Raw genomic sequence first — 25,623 nt, 5'->3', positions numbered from 1 at the left:
ACCGGACAGAAAACAGGCCAATGCCGGACCAGGCGGGAAAAAGCGCAAGAATTTGCAAGTGCTGCGCAAAGTCATGCAAGCCGCGCTCCTGTCGCTCAGGCACACTGCGAGCCTGATTCCGCCGGAGAGTTTCTGATGAACCTGATGTTATACCTCGCGGTGGTGCTGATTTGGGGCACCACCTGGATTGCGATTTTTCTGCAGCAGCAGGCCGCCGATACGCCGGTACTGGTGGCGGTATTCTGGCGCTTCCTGTTCGCCTCGTTGACCATGCTGGTGCTTCTCCGGCTGTTGAAACGTCTGCGTACGCTGGATGCGCGTGACCACCTGTTTTGTCTGTTACAGGGCGGCTGCGTATTCGGTTTCAATTTTGTCTGCTTTTACCACGCGGCAGCGATGATCAGCACCGGACTGGAGTCGGTGATTTTTTCGATGGCGGTGCTGTATAACGCGCTCAACAGCTGGATCTTTTTCCGCCAGCGTCCACCTTTCCGCCTGCTGCCCGCCGCCGCGCTGGGCCTCGGCGGGATTGTTGCGCTATTCTGGCAGGATATTCAGTCAGCCCATGTTGCGCCGCAGCTGCTGTGGGGCGTGGGGCTGAGCGCGCTGGGCACGCTCGGTTTCTCCTTTGGCAATATGATTTCTACCCGCCATCAACGTCGTCAGCGCGACGTGCTGACCACCAACAGCTACGCCATGCTGTACGGTGCGCTGATCATGGCCGTGCTGGCGCTGTTGAATGGCGACGCGCTGGCACCGGCACTCAATCTGCAGTGGCTGGGGGCAATGAGCTATCTGGCTTTGTTTGGCTCGGTGCTGGGCTTTGGTGCCTACTTCACGCTGGTGGGGCGCATCGGTGCCAGCCAGGCGGCTTACAGCACCCTGCTGTTTCCACTGGTGGCGCTGACGCTTTCGACGCTGTATGAAGGCTATCAGTGGCATAGCAATGCTATCGTCGGGCTGGTGATGATTCTGGCAGGGAATATGGTGATGTTCGTGCGCTGGCCGGCTCATCGCCGGTTACGTCTGGCGTGAAGCAAGAGCGGGCATGGCGCCCGCTCTGTCACTCCTCTAGCGCCAGCCCCCGACGCCGATGTTGAGCTGGTGAGGTTGGTTAATGGCTTTTCTGGCAATCCAGTAAAGCAGAACGCGTTCATCATCTCTGTCGCGGTCGGCCATCGCCAGTAATTTCAGCGACAGGGTGGACCTGGTCACAGGCTGCTGTTCATCGCTTAACTCGATAACCGCCTGACCGATGATGCAGCAAACCTCATCCCCGCTGGATACGGATTCATATGCCCGGTCTTTCATATTTCCTCCTGTTGAATGAACTATAAGCCTGGCAAAGTTCCTGCATTTTGCCGCGCAGATGCTGCGCTTAAAACACCTTGTTACACATGCTCACCTGTCGCAATGCCTGTTCATGTGACGACATCCGCGCTGCGCTTAAGCAAAGGCGCAATGCCATTCATACCGTTTTCACAGCATTTCATTCCGTCTCCCGCTCCGTTCACGCCCGTCCGTGCCACCCGCGCCCGCGTGAGGCTTATTATCGCTGCAGATTCCGTATTCCCGGATGGGAGAGAGAAAAATGACAACAGCCGTTACCCCTAATCATCAGCGTGTCCGTATCCTTACCCTCGCAGGCACCATCATTACCCAGTTCGCGCTCGGCTCGGTTTATACCTGGAGCCTGTTTAACGGCCAGCTGGCGCAGAAACTGGATGCGCCAGTCAGCCAGGTGGCTTTTTCCTTTGGTCTGCTCAGTCTTGGCCTGGCGATTGCCTCCTCGCTGGCCGGCAAGCTGCAGGAGCGCTTTGGCGTGCGTAATGTCACTATCGGTGCAGGCATTCTGATGGCGATTGGCTTCTGGCTGACCGCCCATGCTGACAACCTGATGATGCTGTACCTGAGCGCCGGCATTCTGGTCGGGCTGGCCGATGGCGCGGGCTATCTGATGACGCTCTCTAACTGCGTGAAGTGGTTTCCCGAGCGCAAAGGGCTGATTTCGGCCTGTTCAATCGGCGCTTACGGCCTCGGCAGCCTCGGCTTTAAATTTATCTGCGGCGCGCTGCTCAGCAGTCAGGGGCTGGAAAATACCTTTATGATTTGGGGCGTGCTGGCGATGACGATGATTATTGCCGGTGCCCTGATGATGCGCGATGCGCCGCTACAGCAGGCCGGCTCACGTCAGCAGCAGGCGGCACAGGAGTTTACGCTGGCGCAGTCGGTGCGCCTGCCGCAGTACTGGATGCTGGCGCTGATGTTCCTGACGGCCTGCATGAGTGGTTTGTATGTGATTGGTGTCGCGAAAGACATTGGTGAAGGCCTGGTGCATCTGAGCACGCAAACGGCGGCCAATGCGGTGACGATAATTGCCATTGCCAACCTGAGCGGACGACTGATTCTCGGCGTGCTGTCGGACAAAATGGCGCGCATCCGGGTCATTTCGCTGGCACAGCTGGTTTCGCTGAGCGGTATGAGCATCCTGCTATTCACCCACATGAATGAAACCACCTTCTTCCTGTCGCTGGCCTGCGTGGCATTCAGCTTTGGCGGCACCATCACCGTCTTCCCGTCACTGGTCAGCGATTTCTTCGGCCTCAACAACCTGACCAAAAACTACGGCCTGATCTATCTCGGCTTCGGCATCGGTAGCGTGCTTGGCTCGCTGGTAGCTTCGGTGTTCGGCGGCTTCACCGTGACCTTCAGTCTGATTATGACGCTGCTGGTGATCTCGCTGGTGCTGTCGCTCAGTATCCGTCTGCCAAATCGTCAAAACCTGGTCGCGCCGGTACTGCATAATTAATTCACCCACCCTGCCGTGTAAATGCACGGCAGGCTTTTTACTGATAACCACAGAATTGATCACGCGTTGAGAATGACTGTTATTTAACCTTGCATTTCAGAGTAATCGGGTTATTATCAGGCGCTATTCAGCTTATTCCGATTGGTTTATTTCCCGCCCTGTCACTTTTAGCTTTTAATTGACATATCTGGTAATAATTACGGAAATAACTCTACATTCACTGCATCTTCACTCCACTTTTCCCGGTTAATCTGGCCTCATTGGAAAAGAGGAGGACTCTCCATGAAGAAGTTAATAAAAGTCGCTTCGGTGGTGGCGATTATGACCATGCTAAGCGGGTGTATTATCGAGCACGACCATGGACGCGGTCCCGGCTGGGGCCACGGGCACGGCGGCGGCTGGCATCACGGCCATGGCGGCTATCGTCACTGGTAATTGGGCAAAGCACACACAGCACATAATAAAAAATGAATAAAGAAAGGGCGGGAATCAATCCCGCCCTTATTTTTTAGCTTTTCACCGCGTAATTACATTGATACCAGACTTTCTTCAGGCCAGGCAAATTGCTGTCCTGCGCCGGAAGCGATTCGACTTTATCGAAGCCGCGCTGGTTACAGTAATTCGCCAGATCAAGTTCCAGCGCATCTTTATCCAGCTTCTGTGGATCGTAACGATACTGTACGGTATTTGAACGGGCATCTTCATCCACGCGCTCAAAACCCCCGGGTTTGCTGACACTACAACCGGCCAGCATAAAAAGCGCTAACGCGCTAATAAGCATTTTATTCATTAGGGTGTCCTCATCAGACGTTGCAGTGTAAAAGGCAACGCCACACGCCTCTATAGGAAAAAGACGCGAAATGTCCGATTAATGCAAAGCTTTCGCCAATCAAATCAATAAAACCAAACGGTTTTCCTTATCACATCAGCAGTGAGAAAATGACTTCAGACAAAACGAAGTCTGCACCACACCAGGTGATACCCACAAAAAGACATACTGAAAGTGACCTTTATGCCCGTGCTGAGCGGGCTTTTTTTTCGCCCGTTATCCGGTAAGGCTGACCATCTTACGCAAAAGATTGGCCGCTTGTTTGTCCGGCAATGCGAGAATTCCGCTGTAAAGATCAATCGACATCGCGCACATCGTGCCGCGATCCACCGCCGTATCCGCCGGCATATTCAGCTGCTGCAGCTTATCGCCCCACTTGCCATACAGTTTTTCCACCACACGCTGCAGATCGCGCTGCGCCTGAGGCTGATCCACCGCCAGCTCATCGCCGGTACTGTTTTGCAGCAGTGTCTCGAGCGCTTCACCATCACGCTGATTAAGCTCCGGCGACAGCACCTGTTGCAGATTGACGCCACCGCTGACCTGCGGATAGAGGAAACGGAAGCAGCGCTGCGTATCCTGCTGCTGCAGCGCCTGCATCTCCTGCACCGAAACGCGGATGTAGTTGATGATTGCCGCATCGCTGGCGCGCGCCATGCGCTGATTCACCAAATCCATCAGCCAGCCGCGCATATCGCCCAGCGCCTGCTCCGCAGGTACGCCCTCTGCCAGCTTGTGCTGCAGCTCACGATTCAGCAGTTGCCACAGCGCCGGCTCCTGCACTTTCAGCACGCGATAACCCGGCGCGTCGCTCAGTTGGGTAGCCACCTGCGCCGCCAGCGCCTCGCGCTCCTGACGCGGATGCAGCCAGCTAAACCACAGCAGATTGGCCAGCAGCACAGGCAGCAAAAACAGCAGGACACCCTGCCAGACGCGCAGCGCGGTGGTGCGCAGCAGTATCACGATGATGATCGCCAGCACCACAAAAGCGGCCAGCGTGAGCGGGAAAAGCGAGAACATGGAGCGACATTAATCCTTGCGAACGTCAATTAAAACCGGACAGCTGGCGCGTTCAATCACTGTTGCGCTTACCGAGCCTTTCAGCAGGCGGTTGAGCGGCGACAGGTGACGACGGCCCATTATAATCATACTGGCGTGCAACGCCTCAGACTGCGCCACAATGGTTTCCGCCGCTTCACCGGCCAGAATCAGCCCGCGTGCGTCAATGCCAGCGCGCAGCAGCGGTGACAGCGCATGGCGTACCACCATTTCAGCCGTGTTTTGTTCATCCTGCGCCACGACAAAATCGTCCGGATCTTCCCCGGCGTCGATCTCAATCGGCTGATTGCACGACGAATAAGCCGGATCGACACAGCACAGCACGGTGACCTGCGCCTGTTGCGCCAGCGCCTGTTCAATGGTCAGGGCGATCACTTTTTCCGCCACCGGTGAGTTATCGATGGCCATCAGCAAGGTTTTCATCAGTCGGTTATCCTTCCGCAGCAGTTATTTTGCCAATTTCGCGAATCAGCGCCTCTTTACACTTTATCAGCGCTGTCCGGTAATGCGTTTCCTGGCGGTGAAAACGTGCCGTCGGCACCAGCAGTGAGATCGAGAAGCGCCCGAACAGCGTATCAATCGCGACCGCCATGGTGGAAATGCCCTCCAGCGTTTCGCCGCGATCGATAGCCAGTCCGCTGGCGCGCACCTCCGCAATCAGCGTCAGCAACTGCGGCAGCGTTTTTACCGTCATTTCCGTCAGTTCCGCATAGGCTTCACCGACCATCACCCGCACATCTTCGTCGCTCTCCAGCGCCAGCAGCGCCCGGCCACCGGACGTACTGTAGAGCGGCAGATTCAGGCCGATGTGGGGCACCACGCGCAGCTCACGCGTGGCCACCACGTAATGGACAATCGCCAGCTGCGTTCCGCTGGCTCGCGCCAGCGATACCGTTTCATTGATTTCCGCCGAGAGTTGTTCGAGGAACGGCCGGACAATTTCCACCACGTCACTGTGCACGCTGGAGATCAGCTTCAGCAACGCCGGACCGAGGCGCAGCCCGCCTGCCCCGCCGCTGCGCACCAGCTGTGCGCTATCCAGCGCCGCCACGATGCGCTGCACCGTCGAGCGCGGCAGATCGACCACCTGCGCAATTTCACCCAGACTCATGCCGCCCGGATGCTCACCGAGCGCATTTAAAATTTTTGCCGCACGCGCAATGACCTGAATGCCACCCGCTTTTTCATCCTCACGGCTTGAGGGAGGTTCTACCATGATACGTTCCTTTTTGGCCTGCCCTACTTTAGCGCGAACGATCGCACTTTTACACCCTGTATCACATTGCAATACACCATATCGAAATGTAAGATGCGAGCTGTATCACATCGCAATACACTGCATCAACTAATAACGAGACACCTGCTATGAATGCCCAGCCCGTCGCGGCACCGGCACCGCATCCTTTTACCCTGCGCCTCGCGCTGGGGCTGGTGGGGGTGCTGATCGCCGCGCTGACCTCCGGATTAAACGATCGCGTTACCGACATCGCGCTGGCCGATATTCGTGCCGCAGTCGGCATTAGCTACGATGACGGCAGCTGGATTATTTCGGCCTATCAGGCAGCGGAAGTCGCCGCGATGATGATTGCGCCGTGGTTCGCCGTCACCTTTTCGCTGCGCCGCTTCGCGCTGGCGGTGTCGGCCGGTTTCATGGTGTGCGGTGTCCTGCTGCCCTTTATGCCCACGGCTCCGCTGTTTATTGCGCTGCGCGTGGTGCAGGGACTGTTTGGCGGCGCCCTGCCGCCGCTGCTGATGACGGTGGCGCTGCGCTTTCTGCCACCGCCGATCAAACTTTATGGGCTGAGTGCTTACGCCCTCACCGCCACGTTTGGCCCGAATCTGGCGGCGTCGCTGGCGGCGTTCTGGACCGATGACGTCAACTGGATGTTTGTGTTCTGGCAGGTGGTGCCGGCCATGCTGATCGCCATGCTGCTGATCGGCTGGGGTCTGCCGCAGGATCCGCTGCGCACTGAGCGATTTAAACAGATTGACCTGTTCGGCATGCTGAGCGGCTGCTCGGGCATGGCGCTGCTGATTCTGGCGCTGACGCAGGGTGAGCGTCTCGACTGGCTCAGCTCGCCGCTGTTTGTCGCCCTATTATTCTGCGCGCTGGCGTTGCTGATTGTGTTCTTTATTAATGAATGGTTTCACCCGCTGCCGCTGTTTAAGTTGCAGATGCTGCGCCGGCGTAATTTGTCGCACGGTTTGCTGGCGCTGGCGGGTGTACTGATTCTGGCGCTGTCCGGTTCGGCGCTGCCGTCGGCCTATTTTGGTCAGGTGGAGGGGTTTCGCACGCTGCAGTTCGCGCCGCTGGCGTTGACCATCGGCCTGCCGCAGTTGCTGATTGCACCGCTGGTCGCCAGCCTGCTGAATATCCGCTGGATTGACTGCCGCTGGGTGCTGATCGCCGGTGTGCTGCTGCTGGCGACCGCCTGCCTGCTCGGCATGCAGATCACCACCGACTGGGCGCGGCAAAACTTCTGGCTGATGCAGATCTTGCAGGCGTTTGGTCAGCCGATGGTGATTCTGCCGGTGCTGATGAGCGCCACCAGCGTGGTCGCGCCGCCGGAAGGACCGTTCGCCTCCGCCATGTTCAATACCGTACGCGGCTTTGCCAGCATCGCTGCCAGCACGCTGGTGGAGTGGTTTATCAGCCATCGCGAGCAGTTTCACTCCAGCGTGCTGGTCGATCAGGCTGCCAGTCGCAGTTGGCTGATGACCGCAGCGGATAGCCAGCAGGCCAGCAGCAGCCTGCCGCTGTTGGCCGACGGCAGCGCCAGCAGCGCGGCCAATCTCAGCGGCTTCGCCACCCTGCTGAAGCATCAGGCGATGGTGCTGAGCCTGAGCGATGCGTATCTGATGCTGATCGCTTTCGCTGTCGGGCTGTTAGTGCTGACGCTGTGCCTGGCGAAACGCGTCTGGCCACCGCAAACCCTGGTTCAACCTGTTACCAAAACTCCGGAATAACTGTTATGCACGCTTTTGCTATGAAACGAACAATCCTGCTGAGCGCCCTGCTGCTGGTTTTGCTGGCGATGGCGTTCTGGCTGTGGTCAGCCATGACCGGCAACGACCATCGCACTGATGATGCCTGGGTGAATGCCGACTACACGCTGGTGGCCCCGAAGGTGTCCGGCTATATCGCCCACGTCAACGTGCAGGATAACCAGCGCGTGCGGGCTGGTGACGTGCTGGCGACGCTCGACGACCGCGACTATCGCGTGGCGCTGGAGACCGCGCGGGCTAATCTGCAGGTCAGCGACGCCAAACGGCTGAGCGCGCAGGCGCAGCTCGACCAGCAGCAGTCCACCATTGCCGAGGCCCGCGCCACGCTGGCCGCCAGTCAGGCATCGGCGCAGTATGCCGGACAGAGCGCGGCGCGCTACAACCAGCTGTACAAGAGCGGCACCATAGCCGCTGACGATCAGCAGAAAGCCAGCTCAACCCAGCGTTCCGCCGCCGCCACGGTGCGCCAGAGCGCAGCGGCGCTGGCGGCGGCCGAACAGCAGGTGAAGGTGCTTGAGGCCGCGCTGCGTCAGGCGGAAGCTGATGTCGCGGCGGCGCAGGCCAGCGTCGACCAGGCCGGGTTGAATCTCTCTTATACGCGTATTATTGCGCCGGTGGATGGCATGGTGGGTCAGCGTTCGGTGCGCGTGGGAGCCTGGGTCAGCGCGGGTACGCGTCTGCTGGCCGTGGTGCCGCTACAGCAGACTTACATCACCGCCAATTATCTGGAGACGCAGCTGGCGGATGTGCGCCCGGGCCAGAAAGTGGTAGTGAAGATTGATGCATTGCCCGGCAAGACCTTCACCGGTCACGTTGACAGTATTGCGCCCGCTACCGGCGCCACGTTTTCCGCGATTGCCCCCGATAACGCCACCGGCAACTACACTAAAGTGGTTCAGCGTTTGCCGGTGAAAATTGTGCTGGATCCGCATCAGAGCGATCTGGCGCAATTACGTGTCGGCATGTCGGCGATTCCGCAGATTGAGACCCGATGAAAATGTGAGCAACTTCTCAGAAGTGACCTATTTATTTTCGGATCGATTCCGCGTAAATTAGCGCTCGATCCTGTTTCGGGGCAGCCCGAAGCGACCTGAGTAGAAAGCGTGTAGCGATGATGAACTCCACCTTTCTCTTATTCTGTTCGGGTTACGCTGGTTTGGGATCGCCATCATTGTAACCGCTCAGAGGAGTTGTTTTGTGAAATACGCCTTGATGGGAATCTCTTTCTTCGTCTTACTTTGGGTCGGCACCTTCGTGCTGATGCTGTAAAGACGCCAGCCGGGGCGACCGCTCAGTCGCCCCGATTTGTAGTTACTCTGCTTCTTCCACCGCTTTTACCGTTCCCGGCAAAATACCGTCGGCGCGGAACATCGCTTTAATGCCACGCACCGCCTGACGAATACGATCGCTGTTTTCAATCAGGGCAAAACGCACGTGGGTATCGCCGTAATCACCAAAGCCAATGCCCGGCGAGACGCACACTTTCGCCTCCTGCAGCAGCAGCTTGGCGAATTCGAGCGAGCCTAAATGCGCGTAATGGTCGGGGATTTTCGCCCAGACGTACATGGACGCTTTCGGCAGATCGACCATCCAGCCTGCCTCATGCAGCCCCTTCACCAGTACATCGCGCCGGCGTTTATACTGCTCGGCGATATCACGCACGCACTGCTGATCGCCCTCCAGTGCCGCAATCGCCGCCACCTGCAGCGGTGTGAAGGTGCCGTAGTCGTGATAGCTTTTGATGCGTGCCAGTGCCGCCACCAGCTCTTTGTTGCCGACCATAAAGCCGATGCGCCAGCCCGCCATGTTGTAGCTTTTTGACAGGGTAAAGAATTCCACCGCCACATCGCGCGCGCCCGGCACCTGCATAATCGACGGCGCTTTCCAGCCATCATAGGTGATGTCGGCGTAGGCCAGATCGTGGATGACCAGCACGTTGTACTGCTTCGCCAGCGCGATGACGCGCTCGAAGAAGTCCAGCTCCACGCACTGCGATGTCGGGTTGGACGGGAAGCCGAGGATCATCATCTTCGGTTTCGGGTAACTTTCGCGGATGGCGCGTTCCAGTTCATTGAAGAAATCGACGCCCGCGACCAGCGGCACCGAGCGCACCTGCGCGCCGGCGATCACCGCACCGTAGATGTGAATCGGGTAGCTGGGATTGGGCACCAGCACGGTGTCACCGTGATCGAGCGTCGCCAGCATCAGGTGCGCCAGGCCCTCTTTCGAGCCGATGGTAACGATAGCTTCGGATTCCGGATCGATATCCACCTGGTAACGCTCGGCGTACCAGCGCGAAATGGCGCGACGCAGGCGCGGAATCCCTTTGGAGGTAGAGTAGCCGTGCGTGTCTTCACGCTGTGCCACCTGACAGAGCTTTTCCACGATGTGCGGCGGTGTCGCGCCATCCGGGTTGCCCATGGAGAAATCGATGATGTCTTCGCCGCGCCGGCGCGCAGCCATCTTCAATTCAGCCGTGATGTTAAATACATAGGGGGGCAGACGTTCAATACGCGAGAAACGACGGGGTGTGCTGTTATCAGCCATGATGTCCTCTGGATTACGTTAGCGCCCGGACCGTCCGAGCGACGCTGGTCACTGCCGTGACCGAAACAAGAACATAACGCGCTGATAACAATATTGTCGAGGGGGGACGGCAAATTTTCTTAGCCTGCTTCGTTTAAGCGCCCAAACACCCAATCGTTTACCCACTGGCCGTTGAGCCGGTAGTTATCGCGTAGCGTGCCTTCCAGCGCGAAACCGTTCTTTTCCAGAATGCGCCGCGACGGCCAGTTGCCCTCAATCACCAGCGCTTTGAGTTTGTGGAAGTCGGCCTGCAGCAGGAACGTGCACAATGCCTGCAACGCTTCGCTGCCGTAGCCCTGACCGGTACAGGCGTGGCGCAGCATGTAACCCACTTCGGCCTGACGATACGGATGCCATTCGGCGCTGCAGCCAAACAGGCCAATCGCTTCACCGCTGTCGCGCAGGCGCGCCACCAGGCACAGCATGTGAAAACTGCTGGGTTGCCACGGTGCCAGCCGCTCGTTAAAGCGCTGGCGGATGTCGTTTTCATCGGGGATCTCGCTCACCCAGGTCATGGTCGCGGCATCTTCATGGACCGCTTTGAAAATCTGCCAGTCTTCCGGCTGTAAACGGCTGAGGGACAAACGAGGGGTGAGTAATTGCATGGCCACGCTCCGCTGTTGTGCTTACGGCAACATAGCAAACCGCATCCGTGACAACCAGTGACCGCTGCACGCTTTCAGCAATCCTCTTTTTAGCACTCAGGATTTCCTCTTTTCAGGTTTCATAGCGGATAATCTGCCTTGCTTCCTTTCAGGGACGGGTGTTATGGGCGGATCTGGTCGCCATAAATGGCGCCCCTGGAGTGCATCCGCAGTCTTGCAGGGTGCGCATTGATGCGCACCGGCAGCGCGACCTTAAAAATTGATCCAGGCTATGAGAAACGTCTGCAGCTTGCCGGGACGCTGGCGGATCGCGATCACATTTTTTATCATGTCCGCAACCTTGCCTGCTCCGGAGAACACCGTGCCTTCCCATTTCGACATGCTGCTGGCGGTGTTTGACCGCGCCGCGCTGATGCTGATCTGCCTGTTCTTCCTGACCCGCACCCGCGTATTTCGTCAGCTACTGCAAAAAGATGAGCACTCAATCGGCGAAAAAGCCGTGGTGACCGCCATCTTCTCGCTGTTTGCGCTCTTCAGCACCTGGTCCGGCATCAACGTTGACGGCTCACTGCTCAACGTCCGGGTGATTGCGGTCATGGCGGGCGGCATTCTGTTCGGGCCGTGGGTCGGCATTGCAACCGGCGTGATTGCCGGCGTGCACCGCTTCCTGATTGATATCGACGGCATCACCTCGGTGCCCTGTCTGATTACCAGCATCGTCGCCGGTATCGCCGCCGGCGCCATCAACCGCTTCGTCAGCAAAGAGCAGCGCTGGCGCGCTGGCATCCTCGGCGGCATGCTGTGTGAAAGCCTGACCATGCTGCTGATCGTGCTGTGGGCGAAACCGATGTCACTCGGTTTAACCATCGTGTCGGAAATTGCGCTGCCGATGATTCTCGGCGCGTCGAGCATTGGTTTGATTGTGCTGCTGGTGCAGAGCGTCGAAGGGGAAAAGGAGGCGATTGCCGCGCGTCAGGCCAAGCTGGCGCTGGAGATTGCCAACAAAACCCTGCCGCTGTTTCGTCAGGTTAATAGCGACTCGCTGCGCAAAGTGTGCGCCATCATTCGCAGCGACATCCATGCCGATGCGGTGGCGATCACTAACACCAAACAGATTCTGGCTTACGTCGGCTACGGCGAGCAGAACTACCACAACGGCGACGACGGCATCAGTCCGACCACCGCGCAGGCGATCGCCAGCGGTAAAATTATCATTAAGAATAATGATGAGGCACACCGCACCAAAGATATTCACTCAATGCTGGTGATTCCCCTTTGGGAAAAAGGGGAAGTGACCGGCACGCTGAAAATCTACTATCGCCGCGCCCATCGTATTACTGGTTCACTGAAAGAGATGGCGGTCGGTCTGTCGCAAATCATCTCGACTCAGCTGGAAGTCTCGCGTGCCGAGCAGTTACGCGAGATGGCCAATAAAGCGGAACTGCGCGCGCTGCAAAGCAAAATCAACCCGCACTTCCTGTTTAACGCGCTCAATGCCATCTCCTCATCGATTCGCCTGAACCCGGACACGGCGCGCCAGCTGGTGATTAATCTGTCGCGCTACCTGCGTTACAACCTGGAACTCAACGACGATGAACCCATCGACATCAAAAAAGAGCTGTGGCAGGTGAAAGATTACATCGCCATTGAGCAGGCGCGGTTTGGCGACAAGCTGTCGATGATTTACGACATCGATGAGGATCTGCACTTTTCGCTGCCCAGCCTGCTGATCCAGCCGCTGGTGGAGAATGCCATCGTGCACGGTATTCAGCCCTGTCGCGGCAAAGGCGTGGTCACGCTAAGCGTGAAAGATCTGGGCGATCGCGTGCGCGTGGCGGTGCGCGATACCGGTGCCGGCATCAGCGAAGAGGTGGTCAGCCGGGTAGCGCGCAACGAAATGCCGGGCAACAAAATTGGCCTGCTGAATGTGCATCACCGGGTGAAACTGCTGTCCGGCCACGGCTTAACCATCACCCGTCATCAGCCCGGTACGGAAATCGCCTTTACCCTCAGCAAAAGTGGTCAGCGGCTGTCCGGCCCGCTCACCCCGTTAGCGGAAACCTCAGCGTGAAAGCCATTATTGTCGAAGACGAATTCCTGGCGCAGCAGGAGCTAAGCTGGATGATCCAGCAGCATAGCCAGATCAGCATCGAAGCCTGCTTTGATGATGGGCTGGAAGTGCTGAAGTATCTGCAGACTCATCGGGTGGACGTGATTTTTCTCGATATCAACATCCCGTCGCTGGACGGCATGTTGCTGGCGCAGAACATCAACCAGTTTATCCATAAGCCGCTAATTGTGTTTATCACCGCGTGGAAAGAGCACGCGGTCGAGGCCTTCGAACTTCAGGCGTTTGACTACATCCTCAAGCCTTATCACGAGTCGCGCATCATCACCATGCTGAACAAGCTGGAGGCCAGTGCACAACAGCAGCAGGCGCAGCAGCACAATCCGGCAGCCAGCGCGCCGCAAACGGTGAATTTAGTTAAAGATGAGCGCATTATCGTGACCGATATCAACGATATCTATTACGTTGAAGCGCATGAGAAGCTGACGTTTGTCTACACACGGCGCGAAGCCTATGTGATGTCGATGGCGATCAGCGAGTTTTGCAGCCGTTTGCCTGAGTCGATGTTCTTTCGCTGCCACCGTTCCTACTGCGTGAATCTGAGCAAGATTGGCGAGATCGAACCGTGGTTTAACAACACCTATCTGGTGAAGCTGCGCGATATGGATGCGCAGGTGCCGGTGAGTCGCAGCAAGGTAAAGGCGTTTCGCCAGTTGATGCATCTTTAGGGCGAACGGCGCAGGAAACCGTTCGCCCGGGTGATTACAGCACGCGCCCCAGCGCCTGACGCAGATGGGCACCGGCGCCAAGCAGGCCCGGCTGGTCGTGAGTAATCATGTAAACAGGAATATCGACGAGATAATCGCGGAAGCGGCCTTTATCTTCGAACGCCGCGCGGAAGCCGGACGCTTTAAAGAACTCGAGGAAGCGCGGCACGATGCCACCGGCAATATAGACGCCGCCAAAGGTGCCGAGGTTCAGCGCCAGGTTGCCGCCAAACCGTCCCATGATGACGCAGAACAGCGTCAGCGCGCGGCGGCAGTCAATACAGCTATCCTGCAGTGCCCGCTCGGTGACATCTTTAGGCTTGAGGTTTTCCGGCTCGCGCTGATCGGATTTCACAATCGCGCGATACAGGTTAACCAGCCCGGAACCCGACAGCACGCGCTCGGCAGAAACGTGACCCAGTTCGGCGCGCAGCACTTCGAGAATCGCGTCCTCTTCTTCACTGTTTGGCGCGAAGTCAACGTGACCGCCCTCGCCCGGCAGGCTGACCCAGCGCTTATCGACGTGCACCAGATGGCTGACGCCCAGCCCGGTGCCGGCACCGTAGATGGCAATCGGTTTATCCTGCACCGGCGATTTGCCGCCGAACTGCAGGACGTCCTGCGCCGTCAGCATCGGAATCGCCATGGAAACCGCGGTGAAATCGTTGATGATTTCCAGCGTCGCAAAGCTCAGACTTTCCTTCATCTGACGCGTTGAGAAAGCCCAGTCGTGGTTGGTCATTTCCACCCAGTCGCCGGTGATCGGACAGGCGATGGCGATGCAGCCGTCGGTAATGTCCTGTTGTTGCTCATCCAGATAGTGACGGATAACTGCTTCAAGGTTGTCGTAGTCTGATGTTGAGAATGTTTTGGCCTGGGAGATGGCGCCGGTCTCCACCTCACACAAGGCGAGACGAGCGTTAGTGCCGCCCACATCGCCGACCAGGGCGTATTTTGTCATTCTTCTGCTGCTCCGCTTGGGTCATAAACAAGTGCAGGACACTATAAAAGCCTGCCAATAAAACAACAACGCTCACCTTGCACGATGAGCGTTGGTCATTCAGTGCGACGCACAGCCTGACTGTCGCCAGCCCAACTGTACAGAGGCAACTGTCCTAAACTTTGTGGCTATTGCGCTGGTGCAGCGCCGCCGTGACGGTGCGCAGCAGCGGCGGCAAATCCTGTTTCTCCATCACCACTTCAATCAGTGACAGGCAACGCGCCTGGCTGAGCAGCGCCATCACGGCGTCGAGCTGCGCCGTTTCACTGATGCGCCAGCTCTGAGCCGCACAATTCAGGCTCATCGCCTGCGGCAGCGCGGTCCAGTTCCACTGCGCGATGTCGTTGTAGCGCTGTTCCGCTCCATGGATCGCGCGTTCGACAGTGTATCCCTCATTATTCAGCAGAAAAATGATCGGGCTTAAGCCGTCGCGCTGGATCGATCCCAGTTCCTGAATGGTCAGCTGCGCCGATCCATCGCCGATGATCAGAATGACGCGGCGGTCAGGCTGCGCCGTCTGGGCACCAAAGGTGGCGGGTAAAGTATAGCCAATGGAACCCCATAAAGGTTGTACCAGCAGCTGCGCATCATGCGGTAAACGCAGCGCGGCAGCGCCAAACGCCGCCGTGCCCTGATCGGCAAGGATAATATCACCGGGCTGCAGGAAACGCTGCATCGCCTGCCAGAAAGCCTGCTGACTGATTACGGCGGCAGCAGCGGGCGGTGCATCGTCCGGCATGTCGGCCTCGCCCGTGGCCCAGTGCGCGCAGTGGCGCTGATAAACCGGCAGCAGCGCGGCCAGCGCCTGCGCCATGCTCAGCGGTGCGAAGGTTTCTCCGGCGACGCTGGCATGAAACGGCTGCAGATCAATCACCCGCTGCGCCGACAGCTGCTGGGTAAACCCGGCGGTCAGGGTGTCGGTAAAACGCACGCCGACGCACAGGGTGACATCGGTGTCTTCAATTGCCGCACGCACGGTTTCGCGGCTGCCGCTGGCGGCGTAGGTGCCGACGAAGCCCGGCTGCTGCTCATCCAGCACGCCCTTGCCCATCAGTAGCGTGGCAGCCGGAATGGCGCGCAGCGCACGCAGCTCAGCCAGCGGTGCCTGCAGCTGCCAGCGGGCAGCGAGAAAATCGGCCAGCAGCGCCACGCGCTGCGCCGGTGCCAGCAGGCGCTCCGCCGCTGCGGCAAACGCCTGCGCCACGTCGCGGTTTTCAGCCGGTGCCGGGCTGGCGCTGGCTGACGGCAGCGTTACCGTGGCGGCGGCGACATCCACCGCCAGCAGCAGATAGCCCGGACGGTGCTGCTGTAGCGCGCCAGCGATGACCCGATCAATTTCAGCTACAGCGTTGTCGGCGCTCAGCACCGCGCTGGCGGCACTGACTTCCTGGGCCATGCGCAGAAAATGGCCGAAATCGCCGTCGCCGAGCGAATGATGCACGCAGTCGCCCTGCTGCTGGGCGTGGCTGGCGGGAGCGCCGACGATGTGAATCACCGGCACATATTCGGCGTAACTGCCGGCGATGCCGTTAATCGCGCTGAGTTCACCGACGCCAAAGGTGGTCAGCAGCGCGGCCGCGCCGTTGCAGCGACCGTAACCATCGGCCGCATAGGCGGCATTGAGTTCATTAGCGCAGCCGACCCAGGTAATACCGGGATGGTCAATGACGCTGTCGAGAAATTGCAGGTTGTAGTCGCCGGGTACGCCGAACAGATGGCGGATACCCGCCTGGTGCAAACGATGCAGTAAATAGTCGCCAACGTTAAGAGTGTTCATCGACCGCTCCTGTGAGGGGGAATGATCAGGAGTATTAGCGATGTGGCTGAACTGGCGAGATTTTCGCCATCATCGCGCTGTCATGCATGGCAAGCATTCGTTACGACGACAGAAAATTCTGTAAGTTGCGATCTTTGCCGCGTTACGGCGCAGTGTAAACGCATACACTGCTATGCTGATGCCACTTTCTCCCACCTGAGACAGGAACGCTGCATGAGTACTTTTCCCCACGCCGAACGTTATCACCAGATGCAGTATCGCCGCAGCGGCCGCAGCGGCCTGAAGCTGCCGGCGATTTCGCTGGGTCTATGGCACAACTTTGGCGACAGCACGCGCGTCGACAACAGCCGCGCGCTGCTGCGTCACGCGTTCGATCGCGGTATAACCCATTTTGATCTGGCCAATAACTACGGGCCGCCGCCCGGTTCTGCGGAGAGCAACTTTGGCCGCATTCTGCGCGAAGATTTTCACGGCCTGCGCGACGAGCTGGTGATCTCCACCAAAGCGGGTTATACCATGTGGGACGGTCCGTACGGCGACTGGGGCTCACGCAAGTACCTGATTTCCAGCCTCGATCAAAGCCTGAAGCGCATGGGGCTGGAGTACGTGGATATCTTTTACCATCATCGTCCGGATCCGGAAACGCCGCTGGAAGAGACCATGCGCGCGCTCGATCAGGTGGTGCGTCAGGGTAAAGCGCTATACGCGGCGATTTCGAACTACCCGGCGGATAAAGCCGCCGCCGCTATCGCCATGCTGCGCGATCTCGGCACCCCCTGCCTGATCCACCAGCCGCGCTATTCGATGTTCGAACGCACGCCGGAACAGGGTCTGCTGGACGTGCTGGGTGACAATGGCGTCGGCTGTATTGCTTTCTCGCCGCTGGCCGGTGGCGTGCTGACCGACCGCTATCTGCAGGGCATTCCGCAGGATTCGCGCATCGCCAGCGGCAGCAAATTCCTCAACGAAAACCAGCTAACGCCAGAGAAGATGGCGAAAGTGCAGCAGCTGCAGGCGCTGGCGCAGCAGCGCGGTCAAAAGCTGGCGCAAATGGCGCTGCGCTGGGTGCTGCGCGACACGCGCGTCACGTCGGTGCTGATTGGTGCCAGTAAAACCGCGCAGATTGATGATGCCGTCGACATGCTGAGCCAGCCTGAATTAACGGCGGACGAGATCGCCGCCATTGAGCAAATTCTGGTGTAACCGTTTACCCGCCCGGACTTTTCCGGGCGCTGTCCTTAGCAGAAAACGCTGCGCAACCTTTCGCTGGCACTTTTTCAGACTAAATCTCAAGGCGTGTCTGGTCCGATATGGCACACTAGCGCCACGGTAGCCTCGATGCTATCGATGAGGAGAAAGTATGAAACGTGCAATTTTGTTTGCCGCTTTGCTGGCAACGTTATCCCCTCTGGCGCTGCACACAGCTGAAGCCAGTAGCGCTACCATCAATCTGGCCCCTGGCGTCACGCTGCATCTCGGCGATCGCGATCGTCGCGGCTACTACTGGGACGGCGGTCGCTGGCGTGAACCGCGCTGGTGGCACGATCGCTATCAGTACAACGATCATCGCTGGTGGCGTCACGAAGAGTGGAAACGCCATCGAGCCTGGGAGCGTGAACGTGAGCGCCGCTGGCACGAGCGCGAACGTCGCGAACACTGGCGTCACGATCGCCGGCGCGATCGACACGACCGCCACGACCATCATCACCATTAAAAAAATCCCGGCGCAGACGCAGCCGGGATTTTTTTATTCAGTTATTCGCTTACCAGCCGAGCGCTTCGCCCACCAGCAGATAGATATTCAGCGCCACCACCAGCACCACAATCAGACGCCCGGCATTTTGCATCAGGCGTGAGTTCACCAGTTCATCGCCCATGATGTCACGGTTACCGGTGAACGACAGCAGCGGAATCAGCGCCAGCGCAATACCGAAGCTCAGCAGCACCTGGCTCATCACCAGAATGCGCGTCGGATCCCAGCCCGCCCAGATAACAATAAAGGACGGCAGCATGGTAATGGTGCGACGGAACCACAGCGGAATGTGGAAGCGGATAAAGCCCTGCATCACCACCTGGCCGGCCAGCGTGCCCACCACGGTAGAAGAGAGGCCGGCCGCTACCAGACTCAGCCCGAACACAATCGCCGCCGCGTGACCCAGCAGCGGCTGCAGCGTCAGATAGGCCTGGTCGAGATCGACAATGCTGGTGTGACCGCTAAAGTGAAACGCGGCCGCTGCGGTGGCCATCATCGCCAGGTTAACGAAACCGGCAATGGTCATGGCGATCGCCACGTCGAGCTTGGTGGAGGAGTAGCGCTCCGCCTTGCTGCCTTTATTACCGTACTGCGTGAGCGCCGAGTGCAGATAAATGACGTGCGGCATAATGGTCGCGCCCAGCACGCCAGCCGCGAGGAATACCGCGTCCGAAGTGGGCAGGCTCGGCAGCGCCATGCCCACCACCAGATCGCTGACGCGCGGCTGCGAGAAGAACAGCTCAACGATATAAGCGGCGGCGACAAACAGCAGCAGCCCGCCAATCACCAGCTCCAGCGGCTTCTGTCCACGGTTCTGCAGCATCAGAATCAGGAACGTGGCGATACCGGTTAACACCGCGCCCTGCAGCAGCGAGATGCCGAGCAGCAGCTTAAAGCCGAGCGCAGCCCCGATGAATTCCGCCAGATCGGTGGCCATGGCGATGATCTCCGCCTGTACCCAGTAGAACCATACCGCCGGGCGCGGGAAGCGATCGCGAATATGCTCGGCGAGGTTTTTACCGGTGGCAATACCCAGCTTGGCAGACATCAGCTGGATCAGCATCGCCATGATGTTGGCCCATACCACCACCCACAGCAGTTTGTAGCCGTACGCGGCCCCCGCCTGGATGTTGGTGGCAAAGTTGCCGGGATCGATATAACCAATGGCCGCGATGAAGGCCGGTCCCAGCAGCGCGAGCTTGATCTTTCTGGCTCCGCGAGCGGCGCGCTCGGCGGTGCGACTTTCTGACATAGTTTTGACCCTGTCCTAACGCTTGTCTGACCCATCCAGCTTACGGGGCATTCAAGGCAAGTGAAATTTGGTTATAGTTATCGCATTGATAGATGGTGCTATAAAGTATAGCCATTGCTATACCATAAGGTAAAGTTAGCGCTTGCTAAAAATTATGCAACAGGTTTCACTCTACTCCCGGGTTAAATTATAGACAATCTCTTTGTGGATATTTCTTGTGATCGATTTGTAAACAGGTTGTGAGCGGTGAGACTAATCTGAGAAATAAAGCGATACCGAATACTTATATTGTGGTTTTGATCTCGTTTTTAAGTAACGCGTTACATAGAATACGCAGCAAAATACAACCCTCCTCAAATTTGGAGCCGATATGTCCCATATTTTGCACTTCCTTTTAGCATTGGTGGTGGTAGCCGTGCTGGCGTTACTCGTCAGTCACGATCGTAAGAGTATCCGGATTCGCTATATCGTTCAGCTGCTGGTAATTGAAGTCCTGCTGGCGTGGTTCTTCCTTAACTCCGAAGCAGGCCTTGGTTTTGTTAAAGGTTTCGCCGGGCTGTTTGATCATCTGCTCAAATATGCAGCAGAAGGCACCAATTTCGTGTTCGGTAACATGAACGAGAAAGGGCTGGCCTTCTTCTTCCTCAATGTTTTGTGCCCTATCGTCTTCATCTCAGCCCTGATCGGTATTTTGCAGCATTTCCGCATCCTGCCGTGGGTGATTCGCGCTATCGGTACCGTGCTATCGAAGATCAACGGCATGGGCAAACTGGAATCCTTTAACGCCGTCAGCTCTCTGATTCTGGGACAGTCAGAAAACTTTATCGCCTATAAGGATATCCTCGGCAAAATGTCACAGCGCCGCATGTACACCATGGCAGCCACCGCGATGTCGACAGTGTCGATGTCGATTGTTGGTGCTTACATGACGATGCTGCAGCCAAAGTACGTAGTGGCCGCGCTGGTGCTCAACATGTTCAGTACCTTTATCGTGCTGTCGCTGATTAACCCGTACCGCGTAGACAGCGAAGAAGACCTGCAGCTGCAGGATCTGCATAAAGGTCAGAGCTTCTTTGAGATGCTGGGTGAATACATCCTGGCCGGTTTCAAGGTGGCGATTATCGTTGCGGCGATGCTGATTGGTTTTATTGCGCTGATCTCCGGCCTCAACGCGCTGTTTGATACCATCTTCGGCATCAGCTTCCAGGGCGTGCTGGGCTATGTGTTCTATCCGTTTGCCTGGGTAATGGGCGTGCCATCCAGCGAAGCGCTGCAGGTGGGCAGCATCATGGCGACCAAGCTGGTTTCTAACGAATTCGTTGCAATGATGGACCTGCAGAAAATCGCCGGTCAGCTGTCGCCGCATGCGGAAGGCATTCTGTCGGTGTTCCTGGTCTCCTTCGCCAACTTCTCCTCCATCGGCATTGTCGCAGGCGCGATCAAAGGTCTGCATGAAGAGCAGGGTAACGTGGTATCACGTTTCGGCCTGAAACTGCTGTACGGCTCGACGCTGGTGAGCGTGCTCTCCGCCGCCATCGCCGGTCTGGTGCTGGGCTTCTGATCTACAGGGCGGGCTGCGGCTCGCCCTTCTCTTCTTTTATATACCTAAGCGTTATATCCCGCGCCAGTCAGCCTGCCGCCGCGTCACGCCCTGCTTCACCGTTTCCCGCAAACCCTTTGCACAATATCGAATTTCCGTTGTTGCCGTCTGCGCCCGTAGCTTTTCCTTCTGACCTCACCTCAGGAGAATCGCATGAGCATTCAGTTCCTCGGCATGATTGGCCACCGGCTTGCCTCAGAAATCATTCCCGCATCCGGCAAGTTGTTCGATAAAGATTACATCGCCCGCTTTGCCCGCGCCCATGAAGCGGCCGGTTTCGACCGCATCCTTGTCGGCTACTGGTCCGATCAACCCGATGGCTTTCTGGTCACCGCTCACGCAGCGGCGCATACCCAGAAGATTAAATTCCTGCTGGCGCACCGTCCGGGGTTTGTCGCGCCCACGCTGGCGGCCCGCAAGCTGGCTTCGCTCGACCATCTCACCGACGGCCGACTGGCCGTGCATATTATCAGCGGCGGCAGCGACAGCGAACAGCGCCGCGACGGTGATTTTCTCAGCAAAGCTGAACGCTATGCGCGCACCGACGAATTTCTCAGCGTGCTGAAACAGAGCCTTGAGTCGCCACAGCCTTACGATCATCAGGGCCGGTTTTACCAGGCTGAGCAGGCTTTCTCTGCCATTAAACCGCTGCAACATAAGCTACCGATCTATTTCGGCGGATCGTCACCGGAGGCGATTAACGTGGCGGCGCGGCATGCTGATGTCTTCGCGCTGTGGGGCGAACCGTTAAAAGGCGCGGCCGAGACGGTACGTAACGTGCGTGCGGCGGCGGCCGCGCAGGGGCGCCAGATTGCGTTTAACATCTCCTTCCGGCCTATTCTGGGTAACACCGAAAAAGAAGCCTGGGAGCGCGCCGAACATATCCGCGCCACCGCAGAGAAGCAGCTGGCGGATACCGGCTATACCTTTGGTTTGCCGAAGCCGCAGAGTGTCGGTGCGCAGCGTCTGCTGGCGGCGGCGCATGAGAGCGATCGCCACGATAAAGTGCTGTGGACCGGCGTGGCAAAGCTGGTGCAGGGCGGCTACAACTCCACCGCGCTGGTCGGCACGCCGGATCAGGTTTCTGAGGCGCTGCTGGATTATTATCGCCTCGGCATTCATAGCGTGCTGATCCGCGGATTTGACCCGCTGAATGATGCGGTGGAATACGGCCGTGAACTGCTGCCGCTGACGCGTGAAAAAGTGGCTGCGCTCAGCGCAACTGAAAAAAGGAGCGCCTGATGCGTCTCGCCGCTCTGTTTGCCGGTGTTGCGCTGGCCCTCGCGTCACTCCAGCCGCTACTGGCGGCCGATAAAGTCACGCTGCGCCTCGGCGATGTGAAAGGCGATCGTTTTGCCGCCCTGAAAGCTTCGGGCGAACTGAACAATCTGCCTTACGATCTTAAGCTCACCGCCTTTGACTCCGGCGCGCCGGTGCAGGAAGCGCTCAATGCCGGGGCGCTCGATGTTGGCTTTACCGGTGATTTGCCGTTTCTGTTTGTCTATGCGGCAGGCGCGCCGGTGAAAGCCGTGGGTGCCTGGCAGAATAACCCGGACAGCATCGCCCTGCTGACCCGCCCCGACGCCGGCATTCACCGGCTGCAGGATTTGAAAGGTAAGCAGATCGCGGTCAACCGCGGCGGCTGGGGACACTATCTGCTGCTTGGCCTGCTGGAGCGCGCGGGCCTGACGCCGCAGGATGTCACGCTGCGCTTTCTCGGACCGGTGGATGGCCGCGCGGCGCTGACGTCCGGTGCGGTCGCGGCCTGGGCGCCGTGGGAGCCCTATATCGCCACCTCGACCGCCATCGACGGCACGGTGCGCGTGCCGGACGGCGGCGGTAAAGGCATTATGTCTGGTTACTCCTACGCGCTGGCCCGCAATGAAGCGTTGCAGGACGCCGGCAAGCGGGAAGCGATTGCCGACCTGCTGGCGCGACTGGCGAAGGCGCAAATCTGGGCGCAACACCATCCGCAGGAATTCGCCGGCGTGCTGAGCAAAACCCTGAATATGCCCCCCGCCATTACCCGCAGCTGGATTGACGATGCGCGCATCCGCCCGCTGGTGTTTGATACGCACCTGATTGCCACGCTGCAGAAATCCGCCGACTTTTTCCATCGTTATCAGGTGTTGCCAAAACAGGTCGATGTCAGTCAGGCGTTTGACTTCAGCCTGTCCGCCGCCGCTAACCGCATCGCCCAGCACGCGCCGGGAGACAAATCATGAGTGATTATCAGCACCATCGCCTGCGCACCTTCGTCGCCCGGCTGGCCACCCTGCTCGACAGCCAGCCGGACGAAGCGACCATTTTGCGGCAGGGCAGCGGCTGGCTGGCCGAACTGATTCGCCACGATGACTGGCTGGATGAGGCGTTTACCCAGCCCCATCCGCAGCACTATCAGCAATATCTGCTGTATGCCGATGCGCAGCAGCGCTTTTCCGTGGTGAGTTTTGTCTGGGGGCCGGGTCAGCAGACGCCGATTCACGATCACCGCGTCTGGGGCCTGATTGGCATGCTGCGCGGCGCCGAGATTTCACAATCGTGGCAGCCGGGCCCGCACGGTTTACAGGCTGAAGGTGCGCCGGTGCGGCTTGAATCCGGCAGCGTGGAGGCGGTGTCGCCGACGGTCGGTGATATCCATCGCGTCATCAACGCCTTTGACGATCGCGTCTCCGTCAGTATCCACGTGTATGGCGCGAATATCGGCGCGGTTGAGCGCGCGGTCTACACCGCCGACGGCCACGAAAAACGCTTTATTTCCGGCTACAGCAACCGTTATCTACCTAACATTTGGGACCTTTCACATGACTAAACCGGTTTTCCCGTTTCGCCAGGCGGCGGAACTGCTGACAGCGCTGCGTCAGCAACAGGAAGTGGCGATCATTGACGTGCGCGATGAGGCGCTGTTTGCCACCGGGCATCCGCTGTTTGCCGTCAACATTCCGCTGTCAAAGCTGGAGCTGGAGCTGCTGGACCGCATTCCCCAACGTCACACCGCCATTACGCTGTATGACAACGGCGAAGGCCTGGCGCAGACCGCCGCTGAACGTCTCGCCGCGCTGGGTTATCAGCAGGTCACGTTACTGGCCGATGATTTAGCCGGCTGGCAGGCGGCTGGCGGCGAGCTGTTTATCGATGTTAATTCACCCAGCAAAGCGTTTGGCGAACTGGTGGAACATCATGCCCGCACGCCTTCGCTCTCCGCCGATGAGGTACAGGCGCTGATTAGCGATGATGCCGACGTGGTGGTGCTGGATGCACGGCGCTTCGATGAATATCACACCATGAGCATTCCGGGCGCCACCAGCGTACCGGGCGGCGAACTGGTGCTGCGCGTGCGCGATTTAGCCCCCTCACCGCGCACCACAGTGATTGTGAATTGCGCCGGACGCACGCGCAGCATTATTGGCACGCAGTCGCTGGTCAATGCCGGTATTCGTAATCCGGTATTCGCGCTGCGCAACGGCACCATTGGCTGGACGCTGGCCGGTCATGCGCTGGAGCATGGGCAGAGCCGCCGCTATGGCAACACCAGCGAAACCGCGCAACGTCAGGCCGCGAGCCAGGCCCGCGCCATTGCCGATCGCGCTGGCGTGACACGCATTCCTCTGGCGACGCTGACGCGCTGGCAGCAGGAAGCACGCACCACCTACCTGTTTGACGTGCGTGATGCCGAAGAGTACGCCGCCGGTCATCTGCCGGGCAGCCGCCACGTGGCGGGCGGCCAGCTGGTACAGGAGACCGATCACTACGCCAGCGTGCGCGGTGCGCGTATCGTGCTGGTGGATGATGACGGTGTCCGCGCCAATATGACCGGCTCCTGGCTGGCGCAGCTTGGCTGGCAGGTGGCGGTGCTTGACGCATTGCAGGCCAGCGATTTCAGCGCTGTCGGTAGCTGGCAGCCGCAGGTGGCGCCGGTTGCTGCGCCGGAATCGATCTCCCCCGCGCAGCTGGCCGAGTGGCTGGCGGCTGGCGACACGCAGGTGCTGGATTTCACCACGCTCGCCAATTACCGCAACAGCCATATTCCCGGGGCGGCCTGGCTACTGCGTTCCACCCTGCAGCAGCAGGGCAAGGCACTACTGCCCGATGCTGGCCGCTATGTGCTGACCTGCGGTAGCAGCCTGCTGGCCAGCTATGCCGTGGAGCAAATTGCCACGCTGAGCGGCAAACCGGTGCGGGTGCTGGCGGGAGGCAATGCAGCCTGGCGTGCAGCCGGTCTGCCCACCGAACAGGGCGAGCAGCGCCTGCTCTCGCCGCCCATCGATCGTTATCGCCGCCCGTACGAAGGCACCGATATTGAACCGGACGTGATGCAGGCCTATCTCGACTGGGAATATGGTCTGGTGGCGCAACTGGATCGCGACGGTACCCACGGTTTTCGCGTGCTGCAGCTGCAGCCACAGGCCGTAACGGTTTAACACGGAAAGGCGCTGCAGGTCAGCGCCATTGCACGCAGCCAGTCGGCGAATGCAACGTCACACTCCGCAAACGGGCAGTATTATTATCGGG

Annotated in this window: 25 protein-coding genes; 15 read left to right on the top strand and 10 right to left on the bottom strand. The window is 58.7% G+C overall.

From position 1 onward, the window contains the following. Positions 1-135: 135 nt before the first annotated feature. On the top strand, positions 136-1,035 hold the full coding sequence (locus C1N56_RS05815; RefSeq protein WP_394517223.1) for a DMT family transporter: 900 nt from the start codon (positions 136-138) through the stop codon (positions 1,033-1,035). A gap of 36 nt (positions 1,036-1,071) precedes the next feature. On the opposite strand, the gene C1N56_RS05810 is transcribed toward C1N56_RS05815, so the two are convergent. Continuing rightward, complete coding sequence (locus C1N56_RS05810; protein WP_021313687.1) at positions 1,072-1,311, bottom strand: hypothetical protein; 240 nt, start codon at positions 1,309-1,311, stop codon at positions 1,072-1,074. Positions 1,312-1,591: 280 nt separating this feature from the next. Here C1N56_RS05810 and C1N56_RS05805 point away from each other — a divergent pair, with 280 nt between their 5' ends. Continuing rightward, positions 1,592-2,809 carry an L-lactate MFS transporter gene (locus C1N56_RS05805; RefSeq protein ID WP_394517222.1) on the top strand — a complete coding sequence of 406 codons (1,218 nt, stop codon included), beginning with the start codon at positions 1,592-1,594 and terminating at the stop codon, positions 2,807-2,809. Positions 2,810-3,091: 282 nt separating this feature from the next. Continuing rightward, positions 3,092-3,244 carry a hypothetical protein gene (locus C1N56_RS05800; protein ID WP_166711810.1) on the top strand — a complete coding sequence of 51 codons (153 nt, stop codon included), beginning with the start codon at positions 3,092-3,094 and terminating at the stop codon, positions 3,242-3,244. Between the two features lie 73 nt (positions 3,245-3,317). Here the strand turns inward: C1N56_RS05800 and C1N56_RS05795 are convergent, their stop codons facing one another. From C1N56_RS05795 to C1N56_RS05780, 4 genes are all read right to left on the bottom strand, one after another. Beyond that, positions 3,318-3,599: a membrane lipoprotein lipid attachment site-containing protein gene (locus tag C1N56_RS05795; protein WP_021509105.1), complete on the bottom strand. Its 282-nt coding sequence runs from the start codon at positions 3,597-3,599 to the stop codon at positions 3,318-3,320. 255 nt (positions 3,600-3,854) lie between these two features. Next, positions 3,855-4,658 carry a hypothetical protein gene (locus tag C1N56_RS05790; RefSeq protein WP_348879140.1) on the bottom strand — a complete coding sequence of 268 codons (804 nt, stop codon included), beginning with the start codon at positions 4,656-4,658 and terminating at the stop codon, positions 3,855-3,857. Positions 4,659-4,667: 9 nt separating this feature from the next. Continuing rightward, positions 4,668-5,120, bottom strand: coding sequence for a universal stress protein (locus C1N56_RS05785; protein WP_394517221.1), 453 nt, complete (start codon positions 5,118-5,120; stop codon positions 4,668-4,670). Positions 5,121-5,127: 7 nt separating this feature from the next. Further along, complete coding sequence (locus tag C1N56_RS05780; RefSeq protein WP_058776553.1) at positions 5,128-5,913, bottom strand: IclR family transcriptional regulator; 786 nt, start codon at positions 5,911-5,913, stop codon at positions 5,128-5,130. Between the two features lie 149 nt (positions 5,914-6,062). Here C1N56_RS05780 and C1N56_RS05775 point away from each other — a divergent pair, with 149 nt between their 5' ends. The 3 genes from C1N56_RS05775 (at position 6,063) to ypdK (ending at position 8,972) form a co-directional block, all read left to right on the top strand. Beyond that, on the top strand, positions 6,063-7,664 hold the full coding sequence (locus C1N56_RS05775; protein ID WP_152390599.1) for an MFS transporter: 1,602 nt from the start codon (positions 6,063-6,065) through the stop codon (positions 7,662-7,664). Positions 7,665-7,669: 5 nt separating this feature from the next. Next, positions 7,670-8,698, top strand: coding sequence for an HlyD family secretion protein (locus C1N56_RS05770; protein WP_021509100.1), 1,029 nt, complete (start codon positions 7,670-7,672; stop codon positions 8,696-8,698). Positions 8,699-8,900: 202 nt separating this feature from the next. Next, positions 8,901-8,972: a membrane protein YpdK gene (ypdK, locus tag C1N56_RS05765; RefSeq protein WP_006120362.1), complete on the top strand. Its 72-nt coding sequence runs from the start codon at positions 8,901-8,903 to the stop codon at positions 8,970-8,972. 42 nt (positions 8,973-9,014) lie between these two features. On the opposite strand, the gene alaC is transcribed toward ypdK, so the two are convergent. Together alaC and C1N56_RS05755 are read right to left on the bottom strand one after the other, a co-directional pair. Then, positions 9,015-10,250: an alanine transaminase gene (gene alaC, locus C1N56_RS05760; RefSeq protein WP_058758368.1), complete on the bottom strand. Its 1,236-nt coding sequence runs from the start codon at positions 10,248-10,250 to the stop codon at positions 9,015-9,017. Between the two features lie 119 nt (positions 10,251-10,369). Further along, positions 10,370-10,894, bottom strand: a complete 525-nt coding sequence (locus tag C1N56_RS05755) for a GNAT family N-acetyltransferase (RefSeq protein ID WP_031280018.1) — start codon at positions 10,892-10,894, stop codon at positions 10,370-10,372. Between the two features lie 379 nt (positions 10,895-11,273). Here C1N56_RS05755 and C1N56_RS05750 point away from each other — a divergent pair, with 379 nt between their 5' ends. Together C1N56_RS05750 and C1N56_RS05745 are read left to right on the top strand one after the other, a co-directional pair. Next, a complete protein-coding gene (locus C1N56_RS05750; RefSeq protein WP_058781787.1) occupies positions 11,274-12,965 on the top strand; it encodes a sensor histidine kinase in 1,692 nt (563 codons plus the stop codon). Further along, positions 12,962-13,690: a LytR/AlgR family response regulator transcription factor gene (locus tag C1N56_RS05745; protein ID WP_021508252.1), complete on the top strand. Its 729-nt coding sequence runs from the start codon at positions 12,962-12,964 to the stop codon at positions 13,688-13,690. The genes C1N56_RS05750 and C1N56_RS05745 overlap by 4 nt, the downstream gene beginning before the upstream one ends. A 34-nt stretch (positions 13,691-13,724) precedes the next feature. Here C1N56_RS05745 and glk read toward each other — a convergent pair whose 3' ends face one another. Beyond that, positions 13,725-14,690, bottom strand: a complete 966-nt coding sequence (gene glk / locus C1N56_RS05740) for a glucokinase (RefSeq protein ID WP_348879136.1) — start codon at positions 14,688-14,690, stop codon at positions 13,725-13,727. Between the two features lie 154 nt (positions 14,691-14,844). Beyond that, a complete protein-coding gene (locus C1N56_RS05735) occupies positions 14,845-16,506 on the bottom strand; it encodes an alpha-keto acid decarboxylase family protein (RefSeq protein WP_394517220.1) in 1,662 nt (553 codons plus the stop codon). Between the two features lie 213 nt (positions 16,507-16,719). Here C1N56_RS05735 and mgrA point away from each other — a divergent pair, with 213 nt between their 5' ends. Next, a complete protein-coding gene (gene mgrA, locus C1N56_RS05730; protein ID WP_021508249.1) occupies positions 16,720-17,709 on the top strand; it encodes an L-glyceraldehyde 3-phosphate reductase in 990 nt (329 codons plus the stop codon). 157 nt (positions 17,710-17,866) lie between these two features. Next, positions 17,867-18,220: a DUF2502 domain-containing protein gene (locus C1N56_RS05725; RefSeq protein ID WP_394517219.1), complete on the top strand. Its 354-nt coding sequence runs from the start codon at positions 17,867-17,869 to the stop codon at positions 18,218-18,220. A gap of 49 nt (positions 18,221-18,269) precedes the next feature. Here C1N56_RS05725 and C1N56_RS05720 read toward each other — a convergent pair whose 3' ends face one another. Further along, positions 18,270-19,511, bottom strand: coding sequence for an Nramp family divalent metal transporter (locus C1N56_RS05720; protein ID WP_021508247.1), 1,242 nt, complete (start codon positions 19,509-19,511; stop codon positions 18,270-18,272). 370 nt (positions 19,512-19,881) lie between these two features. Here C1N56_RS05720 and C1N56_RS05715 point away from each other — a divergent pair, with 370 nt between their 5' ends. From C1N56_RS05715 to C1N56_RS05695, 5 genes are all read left to right on the top strand, one after another. Further along, complete coding sequence (locus tag C1N56_RS05715) at positions 19,882-21,072, top strand: NupC/NupG family nucleoside CNT transporter (RefSeq protein WP_031279840.1); 1,191 nt, start codon at positions 19,882-19,884, stop codon at positions 21,070-21,072. Positions 21,073-21,264: 192 nt separating this feature from the next. Beyond that, positions 21,265-22,353: an LLM class flavin-dependent oxidoreductase gene (locus C1N56_RS05710; protein ID WP_394517218.1), complete on the top strand. Its 1,089-nt coding sequence runs from the start codon at positions 21,265-21,267 to the stop codon at positions 22,351-22,353. Further along, positions 22,353-23,336, top strand: a complete 984-nt coding sequence (locus C1N56_RS05705; protein WP_058781782.1) for an ABC transporter substrate-binding protein — start codon at positions 22,353-22,355, stop codon at positions 23,334-23,336. Before C1N56_RS05710 ends, C1N56_RS05705 begins: the two co-directional genes overlap by 1 nt. After that, on the top strand, positions 23,333-23,923 hold the full coding sequence (locus tag C1N56_RS05700) for a cysteine dioxygenase family protein (RefSeq protein ID WP_394517217.1): 591 nt from the start codon (positions 23,333-23,335) through the stop codon (positions 23,921-23,923). The genes C1N56_RS05705 and C1N56_RS05700 overlap by 4 nt, the downstream gene beginning before the upstream one ends. Continuing rightward, positions 23,916-25,532 (top strand): rhodanese homology domain-containing protein, encoded by a 1,617-nt coding sequence (locus tag C1N56_RS05695; protein ID WP_058781780.1) that lies wholly within the window; start codon positions 23,916-23,918, stop codon positions 25,530-25,532. The genes C1N56_RS05700 and C1N56_RS05695 overlap by 8 nt, the downstream gene beginning before the upstream one ends. Positions 25,533-25,623: the final 91 nt, after the last annotated feature.

This window comes from Pantoea sp. SGAir0175 (genome assembly GCF_043547855.1).
Note: the sequence above shows the minus strand (reverse complement) of the source record. Positions and strands in the feature narration are given on the sequence as shown.

Coding starts and splice junctions, on each gene's coding strand:
- C1N56_RS05815 (WP_394517223.1), top strand. CDS start 136: ATGAACCTGATGTTATACCTCGCGGTGGTGCTGATTTGGGGCACCACC.
- C1N56_RS05810 (WP_021313687.1), bottom strand. CDS start 1,311: ATGAAAGACCGGGCATATGAATCCGTATCCAGCGGGGATGAGGTTTGC.
- C1N56_RS05805 (WP_394517222.1), top strand. CDS start 1,592: ATGACAACAGCCGTTACCCCTAATCATCAGCGTGTCCGTATCCTTACC.
- C1N56_RS05800 (WP_166711810.1), top strand. CDS start 3,092: ATGAAGAAGTTAATAAAAGTCGCTTCGGTGGTGGCGATTATGACCATG.
- C1N56_RS05795 (WP_021509105.1), bottom strand. CDS start 3,599: ATGAATAAAATGCTTATTAGCGCGTTAGCGCTTTTTATGCTGGCCGGT.
- C1N56_RS05790 (WP_348879140.1), bottom strand. CDS start 4,658: ATGTTCTCGCTTTTCCCGCTCACGCTGGCCGCTTTTGTGGTGCTGGCG.
- C1N56_RS05785 (WP_394517221.1), bottom strand. CDS start 5,120: ATGAAAACCTTGCTGATGGCCATCGATAACTCACCGGTGGCGGAAAAA.
- C1N56_RS05780 (WP_058776553.1), bottom strand. CDS start 5,913: ATGGTAGAACCTCCCTCAAGCCGTGAGGATGAAAAAGCGGGTGGCATT.
- C1N56_RS05775 (WP_152390599.1), top strand. CDS start 6,063: ATGAATGCCCAGCCCGTCGCGGCACCGGCACCGCATCCTTTTACCCTG.
- C1N56_RS05770 (WP_021509100.1), top strand. CDS start 7,670: ATGCACGCTTTTGCTATGAAACGAACAATCCTGCTGAGCGCCCTGCTG.
- alaC (WP_058758368.1), bottom strand. CDS start 10,250: ATGGCTGATAACAGCACACCCCGTCGTTTCTCGCGTATTGAACGTCTG.
- C1N56_RS05755 (WP_031280018.1), bottom strand. CDS start 10,894: ATGCAATTACTCACCCCTCGTTTGTCCCTCAGCCGTTTACAGCCGGAA.
- C1N56_RS05750 (WP_058781787.1), top strand. CDS start 11,274: ATGCTGCTGGCGGTGTTTGACCGCGCCGCGCTGATGCTGATCTGCCTG.
- glk (WP_348879136.1), bottom strand. CDS start 14,690: ATGACAAAATACGCCCTGGTCGGCGATGTGGGCGGCACTAACGCTCGT.
- C1N56_RS05735 (WP_394517220.1), bottom strand. CDS start 16,506: ATGAACACTCTTAACGTTGGCGACTATTTACTGCATCGTTTGCACCAG.
- mgrA (WP_021508249.1), top strand. CDS start 16,720: ATGAGTACTTTTCCCCACGCCGAACGTTATCACCAGATGCAGTATCGC.
- C1N56_RS05725 (WP_394517219.1), top strand. CDS start 17,867: ATGAAACGTGCAATTTTGTTTGCCGCTTTGCTGGCAACGTTATCCCCT.
- C1N56_RS05720 (WP_021508247.1), bottom strand. CDS start 19,511: ATGTCAGAAAGTCGCACCGCCGAGCGCGCCGCTCGCGGAGCCAGAAAG.
- C1N56_RS05715 (WP_031279840.1), top strand. CDS start 19,882: ATGTCCCATATTTTGCACTTCCTTTTAGCATTGGTGGTGGTAGCCGTG.
- C1N56_RS05710 (WP_394517218.1), top strand. CDS start 21,265: ATGAGCATTCAGTTCCTCGGCATGATTGGCCACCGGCTTGCCTCAGAA.
- C1N56_RS05705 (WP_058781782.1), top strand. CDS start 22,353: ATGCGTCTCGCCGCTCTGTTTGCCGGTGTTGCGCTGGCCCTCGCGTCA.
- C1N56_RS05700 (WP_394517217.1), top strand. CDS start 23,333: ATGAGTGATTATCAGCACCATCGCCTGCGCACCTTCGTCGCCCGGCTG.
- C1N56_RS05695 (WP_058781780.1), top strand. CDS start 23,916: ATGACTAAACCGGTTTTCCCGTTTCGCCAGGCGGCGGAACTGCTGACA.